The organism is Pantoea endophytica (assembly GCF_002858935.1).
Classification (GTDB): domain Bacteria; phylum Pseudomonadota; class Gammaproteobacteria; order Enterobacterales; family Enterobacteriaceae; genus Pantoea; species Pantoea leporis.
Map to the genome: position 1 here is coordinate 156624 of NZ_PJRT01000025.1, position 14404 is coordinate 171027.

14 protein-coding genes are annotated in these 14404 nt (G+C 55.3%); 13 read left to right on the top strand and 1 reads right to left on the bottom strand.

Translation table 11 applies throughout. The features are described from left to right. Positions 1–143 precede the first annotated feature (143 nt). Genes PZBJ_RS15750 through PZBJ_RS15760 form a run of 3 tightly spaced genes read left to right on the top strand, consistent with a single transcriptional unit; the run spans position 144 to position 2287 of the window. Entirely contained in the window at positions 144–884 is a 741-nt protein-coding gene (locus PZBJ_RS15750) for an amino acid ABC transporter permease (RefSeq protein ID WP_061717388.1), read from the top strand. Next, positions 884–1561, top strand: a complete 678-nt coding sequence (gltK, locus tag PZBJ_RS15755; protein ID WP_101763247.1) for a glutamate/aspartate ABC transporter permease GltK — start codon at positions 884–886, stop codon at positions 1559–1561. Before PZBJ_RS15750 ends, gltK begins: the two co-directional genes overlap by 1 nt. Further along, positions 1562–2287: an amino acid ABC transporter ATP-binding protein gene (locus tag PZBJ_RS15760; RefSeq protein WP_008103661.1), complete on the top strand. Its 726-nt coding sequence runs from the start codon at positions 1562–1564 to the stop codon at positions 2285–2287. An 85-nt stretch (positions 2288–2372) separates the two neighbouring features. Here PZBJ_RS15760 and PZBJ_RS15765 read toward each other — a convergent pair whose 3' ends face one another. After that, a complete protein-coding gene (locus PZBJ_RS15765; protein WP_007890691.1) occupies positions 2373–2855 on the bottom strand; it encodes a zinc ribbon-containing protein in 483 nt (160 codons plus the stop codon). A gap of 222 nt (positions 2856–3077) precedes the next feature. Between PZBJ_RS15765 and leuS the strand changes: the two genes are divergently transcribed. From leuS to dacA, 10 genes are all read left to right on the top strand, one after another. After that, positions 3078–5660 (top strand): leucine--tRNA ligase, encoded by a 2583-nt coding sequence (gene leuS / locus PZBJ_RS15770; RefSeq protein ID WP_101763315.1) that lies wholly within the window; start codon positions 3078–3080, stop codon positions 5658–5660. Between the two features lie 14 nt (positions 5661–5674). Further along, on the top strand, positions 5675–6274 hold the full coding sequence (gene lptE, locus PZBJ_RS15775) for an LPS assembly lipoprotein LptE (RefSeq protein ID WP_101763248.1): 600 nt from the start codon (positions 5675–5677) through the stop codon (positions 6272–6274). After that, on the top strand, positions 6271–7302 hold the full coding sequence (gene holA / locus PZBJ_RS15780) for a DNA polymerase III subunit delta (RefSeq protein WP_101763249.1): 1032 nt from the start codon (positions 6271–6273) through the stop codon (positions 7300–7302). The genes lptE and holA overlap by 4 nt, the downstream gene beginning before the upstream one ends. Further along, positions 7295–7939, top strand: coding sequence for a nicotinate-nucleotide adenylyltransferase (gene nadD, locus PZBJ_RS15785; RefSeq protein ID WP_101763250.1), 645 nt, complete (start codon positions 7295–7297; stop codon positions 7937–7939). Before holA ends, nadD begins: the two co-directional genes overlap by 8 nt. 91 nt (positions 7940–8030) lie before the next feature. After that, a complete protein-coding gene (gene rsfS, locus PZBJ_RS15790; protein WP_008103673.1) occupies positions 8031–8348 on the top strand; it encodes a ribosome silencing factor in 318 nt (105 codons plus the stop codon). A gap of 3 nt (positions 8349–8351) precedes the next feature. Then, positions 8352–8822 (top strand): 23S rRNA (pseudouridine(1915)-N(3))-methyltransferase RlmH, encoded by a 471-nt coding sequence (gene rlmH, locus PZBJ_RS15795; protein WP_008103678.1) that lies wholly within the window; start codon positions 8352–8354, stop codon positions 8820–8822. Between the two features lie 33 nt (positions 8823–8855). Continuing rightward, positions 8856–10760 (top strand): peptidoglycan DD-transpeptidase MrdA, encoded by a 1905-nt coding sequence (gene mrdA, locus PZBJ_RS15800; RefSeq protein ID WP_101763251.1) that lies wholly within the window; start codon positions 8856–8858, stop codon positions 10758–10760. Between the two features lie 8 nt (positions 10761–10768). Next, the gene (gene mrdB, locus PZBJ_RS15805) at positions 10769–11881 is read left to right on the top strand and encodes a peptidoglycan glycosyltransferase MrdB (protein WP_101763316.1); all 1113 of its coding nucleotides are present in this window, start codon (positions 10769–10771) and stop codon (positions 11879–11881) included. A 10-nt stretch (positions 11882–11891) separates the two neighbouring features. Beyond that, entirely contained in the window at positions 11892–12980 is a 1089-nt protein-coding gene (gene rlpA / locus PZBJ_RS15810; protein ID WP_101763252.1) for an endolytic peptidoglycan transglycosylase RlpA, read from the top strand. Positions 12981–13097: 117 nt separating this feature from the next. After that, entirely contained in the window at positions 13098–14309 is a 1212-nt protein-coding gene (gene dacA, locus PZBJ_RS15815) for a D-alanyl-D-alanine carboxypeptidase DacA (RefSeq protein ID WP_101763253.1), read from the top strand. The last annotated feature ends 95 nt before the right edge of the window (positions 14310–14404 follow it).

A 14404-nucleotide genomic window follows, 5' to 3' on the forward strand; every position in this document is an offset into this window, starting at 1 on the left:
GGCAGCCCCGCTGCCCTCTCGATTGCTGAACATGCGGTGCGGACAGACAGACTGTAACAGGCCGTTCCCCTGAAGCAGGATGCAAGACACCGCTCAACAATCTTATGGGTAGCCTCGCTACCCTTTTTTTACCGGAGCTCGTTATGGGTATCGATTGGAACTGGGGCATTTTTCTTGAACAGGCCCCGTTCGGCAATACGACTTACCTCGGCTGGCTGTGGTCCGGTTTTCAGGTCACCATTGCGGTGTCCTGCTGCGCCTGGATTATCGCCTTCCTGGTAGGTTCCTTATTTGGCATTCTGCGTACCGTGCCCAACCGCCTGTTGGCGGCAATTGGCACCTGCTACGTGGAGCTATTCCGTAATATCCCACTTATTGTGCAGTTCTTCTTCTGGTATCTGGTTGCGCCAGAACTGGTGGGCGAAAAGCTGGGCATGTGGTTTAAGTCAGAATTGGATCCCAATATTCAGTTCTTCGTCTCCTCGACGATTTGCCTTGGTTTGTTCACCGCAGCGCGCGTCTGTGAACAGGTACGCGCGGCGATTCAGTCGCTGCCACGCGGTCAGAAAAATGCCGGCCTGGCGATGGGCCTGACGCTGCCGCAAACCTATCGCTATGTGCTGCTGCCGAATGCCTATCGCGTGATTGTGCCGCCGATGACGTCGGAAATGCTTAATCTGGTGAAGAACTCGGCGATCGCCTCAACCATCGGACTGGTGGATATGGCGGCGCAGGCCGGCAAGCTGCTGGATTACTCCGCGCATGCCTATGAATCCTTTACCGCCATCACTCTGGCGTACGTCGGCATTAACCTGGTCATCATGCTGATTATGAGTGTGGTAGAACGCAAAATTCGCCTGCCTGGCAATATGGGAGGCAAATAATGTACGAGTTTGACTGGAGTTCAATTGTTCCCAGCCTGCCTTACTTGTGGAACGGGTTGATCATTACCTTCAAGATCACCGCGATTGCCGTGGTGTTTGGCATTATCTGGGGCACGATTTTGGCGGTGATGCGCTTGTCGCCGATTGCGCCGATACGCTGGTTTGCCAAGCTGTACGTCAACCTGTTCCGCTCCGTACCCTTGGTGATGGTGCTGCTGTGGTTCTATTTGGTGGTGCCCGCCTTCCTGCAACAGGTGCTGGGCTTATCGCCTAAATCAGATATCCGCCTGATTTCTGCCATGGTGGCATTTGCGCTCTTTGAGGCCGCGTACTACTCGGAAATCATCCGCGCCGGTATTCAGAGCATCTCACGCGGGCAGTCCAATGCCGCGCTGGCGCTCGGCATGACGCACTGGCAATCGATGAAACTGATCGTATTGCCGCAGGCGTTCCGCGCCATGGTGCCGCTGCTGCTGACGCAGGGCATCGTGCTGTTCCAGGATACCTCGCTGGTGTATGTACTGAGCCTGGCCGATTTCTTCCGCACCGCTTCGACCATAGGTGAGCGTGACGGAACCCAGGTTGAAATGATTTTGTTTGCTGGTCTGGTCTACTTTGTGATCAGCCTGAGCGCTTCGCTGTTGGTTACCTATCTGAAAAGAAAGAGGACGGTTTAAATGATTAGCCTGAAAAATGTTTCAAAGTGGTATGGGCACTTTCAGGTGCTGACCGACTGCTCCACCGAAGTGAAAAAAGGTGAAGTGGTAGTGGTCTGCGGTCCGTCTGGCTCAGGTAAATCAACGCTGATTAAAACCGTGAACGGCCTGGAGCCGATTCAAAAGGGCAGCATTCAGGTGACCGGCACCGAAGTGAACAACAAAAAAACCAACCTCGCTCAATTGCGTAGCAAAGTGGGCATGGTGTTCCAGCATTTCGAGCTGTTCCCTCATCTCAGCATCATCGAGAACCTGACGCTGGCGCAGGTCAAAGTGCTGAAGCGTGATAAAGCGGCCTCACGTGAGAAAGCGCAGGGCTTGCTAAAACGTGTTGGGCTCTCTGCGCACGCGGATAAGTTTCCCGGCCAGCTTTCCGGCGGCCAGCAGCAGCGCGTGGCAATCGCGCGTGCGTTGTGCATGGATCCGGTGGCGATGCTGTTTGATGAGCCGACGTCAGCGCTTGATCCTGAAATGATCAACGAAGTGTTGGACGTGATGGTTGAGCTGGCGAATGAAGGCATGACCATGATGGTGGTAACGCATGAAATGGGCTTTGCGCGCAAAGTCGCTAACCGCGTGATCTTTATGGATGAAGGGAAAATTATCGAAGACACCAATAAGGATGACTTCTTTAACAATCCACAATCCGATCGTGCGAAAGACTTCCTGGCGAAGATCCTGCACTGATTAGCGCAATAAATCGCGCCGCTACGATAAGTGCTCGTACCCGTAGCGGCGCGATTCATCGCGCGGGGGTTATACATTCATAAAATCAGGGTTCAAACGGCTGGCGCTGGAACTGATCGTGCCCGCACTCCGGGCAGCGCGTTAAGCTCTCTGGCGTATAAATCGCCCGTGTGAAGCCGCACTTCTCACAGACTAAATTCCCCAGCCCCACCACTTCACCGCTCTGGTAGACGCCGTGATGGCGCAAATCCTGAAACACTTCACGCCACTCGAGCTGACTTTTATCGGTGATATCCGCCAGCTCTTTCCACAGGCTTTCACGAATCACGCGCAAAAACACTGAATCGCCGACCACATCAGAAGACTCCTGATAGCTCAGCGCAAACTCGTGTAAATCGCGCCGCACGGCGCGCATCACTTCATTGACCTCGGCGGGTGACAACGTTTTTTTCGCCAGCAAACTTTGCCGCGCCTCGGCCACCAACGCATCAACATCGCGCTCGCCATGATCCAATCGTTGGGATAATGCTTCAATCGTTGCACGGTATTCCTGCGCCACGTTATTCATTTTATTCTCCTTTCCGCTGCGGATACTGCTGTTAAGTTTAGCGGTTTTGTCACAATTGCATCGGCAGCAACCTAAGAAATCACAAAAGGGTGAAAGCGGCGGCGCATTCGGCAGAAATCCGGCCGGCGAGGGCGTGAAAAGTTGTTGATGCGCAGCCTTATGGGTATGCTATGCGGATCTAAAAGTATGCTTAGCGATTTTCACAAAGGACCACAGGCAGCCATGCAAGAGCAATACCGCCCGGAAGAGATAGAATCCCGCGTCCAACAACACTGGGACGAAAACGAAACCTTTAAAGTGACCGAGCAGGAAGGCAAAGAGAAATATTATTGCCTTTCGATGCTGCCCTATCCTTCTGGCCGCCTGCACATGGGGCATGTGCGTAATTACACCATTGGCGATGTGATTGCGCGTTACCAGCGTATGCTCGGCAAAAACGTTCTGCAGCCAATTGGCTGGGATGCGTTTGGTCTGCCAGCCGAAGGTGCTGCGGTGAAAAACAACACCGCGCCGGCGCCGTGGACGTACGACAACATCGCTTACATGAAGAACCAGTTGAAATTACTGGGCTTTGGCTATGACTGGAGCCGCGAACTGGCGACCTGCCAGCCAGAATACTATCGCTGGGAACAGTGGTTCTTCACTAAGCTGTATGAAAAAGACATGGTCTATAAAAAGACCTCGGCGGTGAACTGGTGCCCGAACGATCAGACCGTGCTGGCCAACGAACAGGTTATCGACGGCTGCTGCTGGCGCTGTGATACCAAAGTTGAGCGCAAAGAGATCCCACAGTGGTTCGTCAAAATCACCGCCTATGCGGAAGAGCTGCTCAACGATCTCGATAAGCTGGAAGATTGGCCGGAGCAGGTCAAAACCATGCAGCGCAACTGGATTGGCCGCTCTGAAGGCGTGGAAATCACCTTTGACGTTGCCAACAGCGCTGAGAAGCTGACCGTTTACACCACCCGTCCAGACACCTTTATGGGTGCAACCTATGTGGCGGTTGCCGCAGGTCACCCACTGGCGCAGCAAGCAGCTGCCACTAATCCTGCGCTGGCTGAATTTATCGACGAATGCCGTACCACCAAAGTCGCCGAAGCCGACATGGCAACGATGGAGAAGAAAGGCGTGGCCACCGGCCTGTTCGCTATCCATCCGCTGACCGGTGAAGAAATTCCGGTGTGGGTCGCTAACTTCGTGCTGATGGAATACGGCACCGGCGCGGTAATGGCTGTTCCAGGCCACGATCAGCGTGACTGGGAGTTCGCTACCAAGTACAACCTGAACATTAAGCCGGTGATCCTGAATCTCGACGGTTCTGAACCGGACCTGAGTGCTGCCGCGATGACCGAAAAAGGCGCGCTGTTCAACTCGGGTGAATACAACGGTCTGGATCATCAGGCGGGCTTTAACGCCATCGCCGATGCGCTGGCTGCCAAAGGCGTGGGCGTGCGTAAAGTCAATTACCGTCTGCGCGACTGGGGCGTTTCCCGTCAACGTTACTGGGGCGCGCCAATTCCAATGGTGACGCTGGAAGATGGCACCGTGATGCCAACGCCAGAAGATCAGTTGCCGGTCATCCTGCCAGAAGACGTGGTAATGGATGGTATCACCAGCCCAATCAAAGCCGATCCTGAGTGGGCCAAAACCACCGTTAATGGCCAGCCTGCGCTGCGTGAAACCGACACCTTTGACACCTTTATGGAGTCATCCTGGTACTACGCGCGTTATACCTGCGCCAACTATCATGAAGGCATGCTGGATCCGGCGGCGGCGAACTACTGGTTGCCGGTCGATCAGTATGTTGGCGGTATCGAACACGCCATCATGCACCTGATGTATTTCCGCTTCTATCACAAGCTGCTGCGTGATGCTGGCCTGGTAAACTCTGATGAGCCGGCTAAACGCCTGCTGTGTCAGGGCATGGTGCTGGCTGATGCGTTCTACTACCTCGGCGTGAACGGCGAGCGTAACTGGGTTTCTCCGGTTGACGTGACCGTAGAACGCGACGAGAAAGGCCGCATTATCAAAGCCACTGACAACGAAGGTCGTGAAGTGGTTTACGCCGGCATGAGCAAAATGTCGAAGTCGAAAAACAACGGCATCGATCCCCAGCTGATGGTTGAGCGTTACGGTGCAGATACCGTTCGTCTGTTCATGATGTTTGCTTCGCCAGCAGAGATGACGCTGGAGTGGCAGGAATCGGGCGTTGAAGGTGCTAACCGCTTCCTGAAGCGCGTATGGAAACTGGCTTACGAGCACATTGCGAAAGGCGCGACCGTGGCGCTGGACGTCAATAACCTGAATGACGACCAGAAAGCGTTGCGTCGCGATCTGCACAAAACCATCGCCAAAGTGGCCGATGATGTGGGTCGTCGTCAGACGTTCAACACCGCCATCGCTGCCATTATGGAGCTGATGAACAAACTGATCCGTGCCCCGCAGGAGAGCGAGCAAGATCGCGCGCTGCTGCAGGAAGCGCTGGTCGCAGTGACGCGTCTTCTCTATCCATTCACCCCGCACGCCAGCTATGTATTGTGGCAAGCGCTGGGCGGCGAAGGCAGCATCGACGAAGCCAGCTGGCCGGTAGCCGATGAAGCGGCCATGGTGGAAGATTCGCTGCTGGTGGTGGTGCAGGTGAATGGCAAAGTGCGCGGCAAGATTACCGTTGCGCCGGATGCCACGCAGGAGCAGGTGCAGGCGCGTGCTGCGCAGGAGCATTTGGTGGCGAAATATCTGGATGGCGTCACCATTCGTAAAGTGATTTATGTCCCTGGCAAACTGCTTAACCTGGTCGTAGGTTAAGTTCAGGAGGAACTGTGCGACAACTGATTATCAGGCTGTTTGTCCTGTTTGCGGTAGTGATTACCGCAGGCTGTGGTTTCCACCCGCGCGGCACCACCTCGGTGCCGAGTGAGATGAAAACCCTTATCGTCCAGAGCGGCGATCCCTATGGCCCACTGGCACGTGCCGTGCGCCAGCAGCTGCGCATCAACAATGTCACCATCATTGAAGACAGCAAAGCGGCCAGCGCCAAATACCCAACGCTGCGTCTGGGTGCTGAAGGCCAGGGACGCGATACCGCATCGGTGTTTATCAGCGGTACCACCGCGGAATACTCGCTGGTGATGACGGTCACCGCACAGGTTCTGCTGCCGGGTAAAGGTATCTACCCGATCAGCACCACCGTGTATCGTTCTTTCTTCGACAACCCGAACGCCGCACTGGCGAAGGATGCCGAGCAAGATATGATCGTGCAGGAGATGCGTCAGCGCGCGTCCGAGCAGTTAGTACGTAAACTGCTGACCGTGCATGCCGCGCAGGAAAGCAACAAAGATACTTTGCCGCAGCCTGAGACGATTGCACCGGGACAGAACTCACCGGAAGTGTCCTCTTCGTCAGCTACCAGTCTGCAATGATCAGGATTTATCCTGAACAACTGAGCGCGCAGCTTCGAGAGGGGCTGCGCGCCTGTTATTTTCTTACCGGTAATGAACCTCTGCTGATTCAGGAAAGCGCAGATGCAATCCGTGCTACCGCCAGCGCACAGGGATTTGAAGAGCACTTCAGCGTCACCATTGATGCGCAAACCGATTGGGATGCGATCTTCGTTAGCTGCCAATCGCTCAGCCTGTTTACCCAACGCCAAACCCTGACGCTGCAACTGCCCGAAAACGGCCCCAATGCCGCTATCGCCGAGCAGTTAGTGAAACTCTCCACGCTGCTGCACAGCGATATTTTGCTGGTGCTGCGCCTGGCGAAACTGACCAAAGCGCAGGAGAACAGCGCCTGGTTCAAAGCGCTGAGTACGCAGGCGGTAATGGTTCCGTGCCAGACGCCTGAACAGGCACAGCTGCCGCGCTGGGTGGCGAGTCGCGCCAAAACGATGAAACTCAGCGTAGATGATGCGGCGATCCAGCTGCTTTGCTACTGCTACGAAGGGAATCTGCTGGCGCTGTCGCAGGCGCTGGAACGCTTATCGCTGCTGTGGCCGGATGGCAAATTAACGCTGCCGCGCGTGGAAGCCGCCGTCAACGATGCTGCGCACTTTACCCCGTTCCATTGGGTGGATGCATTGCTGGCAGGGAAAAGTAAACGCGCCCTGCACATCCTGCATCAGCTGGAAAAAGAGGACAGCGAAGCGGTGATTCTACTGCGCACGCTGCAACGCGATTTACTCACGCTGCTGCACCTGCAGCGGAATCAGGCGAAACAAGCGCTGCGCACGCTGATGGATCAGCAACGTATCTGGCAAAACCGTCGCGCGCTGTTTACTGAAGCCTTGCAGCGCCTTGATGCACAGCGTTTACAGCGCGCGGTGCATTTGCTGGCAGAGCTGGAACTCAGCATGAAGCAGGATTACGGACAAAACCTGTGGCCGCAGCTGGAAACACTGTCGCTACTACTGTGTCACCGCGATTTCCCATTGAGCTTTACTGATGTCTAAACTCTACGCTCTGTTTGGCGGCACCTTCGATCCGATTCACTACGGCCATTTGCGCCCGGTAGAAGCGCTGGCACAGCAAGTGGGATTAAAAAAGGTCACGCTGCTGCCGAACAACGTGCCGCCGCATCGCCCGCAGCCGGAAGCCTGTGCACAACAGCGCGTTGAGATGCTGCGCTGTGCTATTGCCGATCGCCCGCTGTTTGATATTGATACGCGCGAACTGGCGCGTGCAACGCCGTCCTGGACAGTTGCCACGCTGGAAGCACTGCGTGCGGAACGCGGCCCAAAACAGCCCCTCGGGTTTATCATTGGTCAGGATTCTCTGCTAACTTTAGCCAAATGGCATCGCTGGCAGGATCTATTGTCGCTGTGCCATTTGCTGGTGTGTAAGCGTCCAGGTTACGCCGCGCAGATGGAGACGAAAGAGATGCAGCAGTGGCTTGATGAGCATCTCGCCGATGAGGTGCAGCAACTCCATCACGCACCGGCGGGACACATCTGGCTGGCGGATACGCCGCTGTTCGACATTTCCGCCACCGAAATCCGTCAGCGCCGCCATGCGGGCATCTCCTGCGCGGATTTACTGCCAGATGCAGTGATCGGCTACATCGATAGCGTTGGCTTATATCGCAGCTAAAGGCAGCATGCTATACTGCGCCGCTTCATTTTCGGCTACCTTTCTCGCATCGTTAGCCCGTCCGTAATCACCTGTTTTTAAGGGGAACCTTTTGCAAGGTAAAGCACTCCAAGAGTTCGTTATTGATAAGATTGATGATCTCAAAGGCCAGGACATCATTGCTATCGATGTTCAGGGCAAATCCAGCATCACCGATTGCATGATCATTTGCACCGGCACTTCAACACGTCACGTCGCTTCTATCGCCGATCATGTGGTGCAGGAATCGCGCACTGCGGGCCTTAAGCCGCTGGGTGTAGACAGTAAAACCGCCTCCGATTGGGTGGTCGTTGACCTGGGTGACGTGATTGTGCACGTGATGGAAGCAGAGAGCCGCCAGCTGTACGAGCTGGAAAAACTCTGGAGCTAAGACGTGAAACTGCAGCTTGTGGCCGTCGGCACCAAAATGCCCGACTGGGTTCAGACCGGTTTCATGGAGTATCTGCGCCGCTTCCCGAAAGATATGCCGTTTGAACTGATCGAAGTAACTGCCGGCAAACGCGGCAAGAACGCTGACATCAAACGCATTCTGGAAAAAGAAGGTGAAGCGATGCTGGCCGCCGTGGGTAAAGGCAATCGTATTGTCACGCTGGATATCCCCGGACAGCCGTGGGAAACCCCACAGCTGGCGCAGCAGCTTGAACGCTGGAAACTGGATGGCCGCGATGTCAGCCTGTTAATCGGCGGTCCGGAAGGACTGGCGCCCGCGTGCAAAGCCGCTGCTGAACAAAGCTGGTCACTGTCAGCGCTCACGTTGCCACATCCGCTGGTGCGTGTGCTGGTAGCGGAAAGCCTGTATCGTGCGTGGAGCATCACCACGAATCATCCTTATCATCGTGAATAAACGCCTGACAACCCCAGACAATAAATGTAGCGGATGAAATTACAGAGCAACGCCTTTCGCGATTACACTGCCGAACAGAAACTTTTTGTCCGCCGAGCATTGGTGGCTTTTGTTGGCATTCTGCTGCTCTCCAGCATTCTGGTGGTCAACATGTACCACCTGCAAATTCTGCGCTTTGACGACTACAGCACCCGTTCAAATGAAAACCGCATTAAGCTGGTGCCGGTGGCACCGAGCCGCGGCATTATTTTCGATCGCACCGGCGTCCCGCTGGCAGTAAACCGCACGATTTATCAGGCCGAACTGATGCCGGAAAAGGTCGACAACCTGAAGCAGACCTTGCAGGATCTGCGTCCGGTACTGGATCTGACCGACGACGATCTCGATGCGTTTGACAAAGAGCGCAAACGCTCGCGCCGCTTTACCTCGATTCCGGTCAAAATCGGTTTAAACGAAGTGCAGGTGGCGCGTTTCGCCGTCAATCAATACCGTTTTCCTGGCGTGGAAGTAAAAGGCTATCAGCGCCGCTACTATCCGTATGGCCAGACGCTGACGCACGTAGTGGGCTACGTCTCCAAAATCAACGATCGCGACGTTACACGCCTCGATCAGGAAGGCAAATGGCCGAACTATGCGGCTACGCATGATATCGGCAAGCTCGGCATCGAAAACTATTACGAAGATGTGCTGCACGGTAAAACCGGTTATGAAGAGGTTGAAGTTAACAACCGTGGCCGCGTCATTCGACAGCTGCACGAGCAATCTCCGCAGGCCGGACGCGATATCTACCTGACGGTTGACCTCAAACTGCAGCAGTACATCGAAACCTTGTTGACCGGCAGCCGCGCGGCAGTGGTGGTGAGCGATCCACGCACCGGCGAAATTCTTGCACTGGTTTCTACCCCCAGCTACGACCCGAACCTGTTTGTCGACGGTATCTCGAGCAAAGATTATAAAGCGCTGTTAAGCGACGAAAACCGTCCGCTGTATAACCGTGCGCTGCAGGCCTCCTATCCCCCAGCGTCAACGGTGAAACCTTACGTTGCCGTGTCGGCGCTGAGCGCAGGCGTGATCAACCGCAATACCAGCCTGTTCGATCCCGGCTGGTGGCAACTGCCCGGCTCGGAAAAGCGCTATCGTGACTGGAAAAAATGGGGCCACGGTCGCCTGAACGTCACTAAATCGCTGGAAGAATCGGCGGATACCTTCTTCTATCAGGTTGCCTACGATATGGGCATCGATCGCCTGTCAGAGTGGATGACCAAGTTTGGTTACGGCCATCGCACCGGCATTGATCTGCCGCAGGAGAGCGCGGGCAACATGCCCACGCGCGAATGGAAGCTGAAGCGCTTTAAGAAGCCGTGGTATCAAGGTGATACAATTCCGGTGGGTATCGGCCAGGGTTACTGGACCGCGACCCCCATTCAGATGAACAAAGCGATGATGATCCTGATTAATGACGGTGTGATCAAAGTGCCGCACTTACTGCGCGCCACGCGTGAAGGCCAGGTCATGGTGCCCTATCGCCAGGTTCCGGATGCGCCGATTGGCGATATTCATTCAGGTTACTGGGAAATTGCCAAAGACGGCATGTATGGCGTAGCCAACCGCGCCAACGGTACCGCGCACAAGAGCTTTGCCGATGCGCCCTACAAAATCGCTGCCAAATCCGGTACCGCGCAGGTTTACGGACTGAAAGAAAATGAAGTCTATAACGCGCACAAGATTGCCGAACGTCTGCGTGACCATAAATTAATGACTGCCTATGCGCCTTACGATAAACCGCGCGTGGCCGTCACCATGATTCTGGAAAACGGCGGCGCAGGCCCGGCTGTCGGCACCGTGATGCGCCAGATTCTCGACCACATTATGTTAGGCGACAACAATACCGTGCTGCCAGAAGCCGCACCGACACCGCCCGGCTACGAAGGTGAATGACAATGTCCATGAACGATAGTCCGCAGAAAAGATCGATCTGGACGCGCATCCATATCGACCCCCTGTTTATGCTGATCATTCTCAGCTTGCTGACCTACAGCGCCATCGTCATCTGGAGCGCCAGCGGACAGGATCCAGGCATGACCGAGCGTAAGTTCGGGCAAATTGCCATGGGCATCATCGTTATGCTGGTGCTGGCGCAGGTGCCGCCGCGCGTCTATGAAAGCTGGGCGCCCTATCTCTATATTGTCTGCGTGATATTGCTGATAGCGGTGGACGCATTTGGTCACATCAGTAAAGGCGCACAGCGCTGGCTCGATCTTGGTTTTGTGCGTTTTCAGCCCTCGGAGATTGCCAAGATTGCCGTGCCGCTGATGGTGGCGCGCTTTATTAACCGCGATGTCTGCCCGCCGACGCTGAAAAACACCGGCATCGCGTTGATTCTGATTTTCATGCCGACGCTGCTGGTGGCGGCACAACCCGATCTCGGCACCTCGATTCTGATCGCCGCTTCCGGCCTGTTTGTACTGTTCTTATCCGGCATGAGCTGGAAGCTGATTGGTATCGCGGTATTGCTGGTCGCCGCCTTTATCCCGATTTTGTGGTTCTTCCTGATGCACGATTACCAGCGCGCCCGCGTGATGATGCTGCTGGACCCGGAAAGCGATCCGCTCGGCGCCGGTTATCACATCATTCAGTCGAAGATTGCTATCGGTTCCGGTGGCCTGCGCGGCAAAGGCTGGCTGCACGGCACCCAATCGCAGCTGGAATTCCTGCCTGAACGCCATACCGACTTTATTTTTGCCGTTTTAGCGGAAGAACTTGGTCTGGTTGGCGTGTTGTTACTGCTGGTACTCTATTTGCTGCTGATCATGCGCGGACTGATTATCGCGGCGCGTGCGCAAACCACCTTTGGTCGCGTGATGGCGGGCGGTTTGATGCTGATTTTATTCGTTTATGTTTTCGTTAACATTGGCATGGTAAGTGGTATCTTACCGGTGGTTGGCGTACCGCTGCCGCTGGTGAGCTACGGCGGATCGGCATTGATTGTGTTAATGGCTGGATTTGGCATCGTGATGTCGATCCATACTCATCGAAAAATGTTATCTAAAAGCGTTTAAGAGGCTGCACATGCGTAAGGACTGGCTTGGGGTTGCACTGGCATCATTGGTACTGGCTGCCTGTTCCACACCGGAACCGCAGAATAATACTGCGCCACCGCAACCGGCCTATAACGGCCCGGTAGTGGAAATTCCTGGCGTGGAACCACGCTATGAACCGATCAATCCTTCCACCAGCCAGGATTACAGCGTCAACGGTAAAAACTACCGCGTGATCAAAGATCCCTCGAACTACAGCGAAGTGGGTTTAGCCACCTGGTACGGTGACGAAGCGCAGGGGAATCGCACCGCTATCGGTGAATCTTACGATCCGGAAGGCATGACCGCCGCGCATCCAACGCTGCCGCTGCCGAGCTATGTGCGTGTCACTAACCTCGCCAACGGCCGCCAAATTGTGGTACGCGTCAACGATCGTGGCCCTTACACGCCAGGCCGCATTATCGACTTGTCGCGTGCGGCGGGCGATCGCCTGAATATCTCTAACAACACCCGCGTGCGCGTTGATTACATTAAAGTGGCGCCGGATGGTTCCGTTTCCGGTCCCGGCACCATCGGTACCACCGTCGCCAAACAGAGCTACGCCCTGCCCGCGCGTCCCGATCTCGGCGGCGGCATGGTGATGATGGGCGGCAGCGCCAATGCGGCGCCAGCGCCTGCACCGCAGGATGTGCGCGCTGTCGATAACAGCACCTTGCGAAGCAATGACAGCATGGGTGCGCCCGTCCAGAGCAGCGGTTTTCTCGGCGCACCACAGCCGTTAGCTACGGGCGTGTTGGAAGGCAACGAGCCGGTTGCCGCCCCAGCCCCAGCAACGTCTTCCACGCCAGCCGCCGCACCCGCTACCAGCCAGAATGCCCATGCCGGCAGCGGTTATGTGGTTCAGGTCGGCGCGATTAACGATCCGGCGCGTGCACGTCAGCTGGCCGAAAGTCTGGGTAAACGCTTTGGCGTGCCGGGCGCGGTTGAAGCCAATGGCAACGTCTATCGCATTCAGTTAGGTGGCTATAAAAGCCGTGCCGAAGCCGCTGCCTTGCAGCAACGTCTTAACACTGAAGCGCAAATGAGCTCATTTATTACCACTGCCCGTCCATCGATGTAACGGACAGTGACATTTCCTGCTGAAACTGATTTGCAAAGCAAGATGTCGCCCGATCGGACGTTTGCTATAGTTAGGCACTTTTTTCACTCTAAACCCACGGATGTTGTAGTCCTGAACATGAATACGCTGAAACCTTCTCGTTTTCTGAAACGCCTGACAGTGGGATCACTGGTCGCCCTTTCTCTCAGCCATGCCGCATTTGCGGACGATGTTAATCTTAAGACTATGATTCCGGGTGTACCGGACATTGATGCTGAAGCTTATGTGCTGATCGACTATAACTCCGGCAAAGTGCTGGCCGAAAAGAACGCGGATGCACGCCGCGATCCGGCAAGCCTGACCAAGATGATGACCAGCTACGTGATTGGTCAGGCGGTCAAAGCGGGAAAAATCCATAACGATGACATCGTGACCGTGGGTAAAGATGCCTGGGCAACCGGTAATCCGGTATTCAAAGGTTCATCACTGATGTTCCTCAAGCCTGGCGATCGTGTGCCGGTTTCTCAGCTGACGCGCGGTATCGTGCTGCAATCAGGTAACGACGCTTGTGTAGCGATGGCGGATTACGTTGCTGGCAGCCAGGACGCATTCGTCAACCTGATGAACAACTACGTTGGCGCGCTGGGTCTGAAAAACACCCACTTCCAGACCGTGCACGGTTTGGATGCCGAAGGCCAATACAGCTCGCCGCGCGATATGGCGTTGATCGGCCAGGCGCTGATCCGTGACGTACCCGATGAGTACGCGGTTTACCGTGAAAAAGATTTCACCTTTAATAATATCAAGCAGACCAACCGTAACGGTTTGCTGTGGGATACCAGCCTGAACGTCGATGGCATTAAAACCGGCCACACAGACGCAGCGGGTTACAACCTGGTCGCCTCGGCAACAGAAGGCCAGATGCGTTTGATCTCCGCGGTGATGGGCGGTCGTACCTTTAAAGGCCGTGAAACCGAGAGCAAGAAGTTGCTGACGTGGGGCTTCCGCTTCTTTGAAACCGTCGCACCGCTGAAAGCGGGCAAAGAGTTTGCCTCTGAGCCTGTGTGGTTCGGTGACAGCGATCGTGTCCAGCTGGGCGTGGAGAAAGATGCCTATCTGACCATTCCGCGTGGCCGCATGAAAGATCTCAAAGCCAGCTATGTGCTGAACAACACTGAACTGCATGCGCCGCTGCAGAAAAATCAGGTAGTGGGCAGCATCAACTTCCAGCTCGACGGCAAAACGGTGGAACAGCGTCCGCTGGTGGTGCTGAATGAAGTGAAAGAAGGTGGTTTCTTCGGCCGCATCATCGATTACATCAAACTGATGTTCCACCACTGGTTCGGCTAAGGCGCGCTTGAAAAAACGCCAATTTGCCCCCAATTAAGTTACTATCTTTGCTCCCGCCTCGGCGGGAGCCTGTTTTTTAAGCACCGGAGTCAATG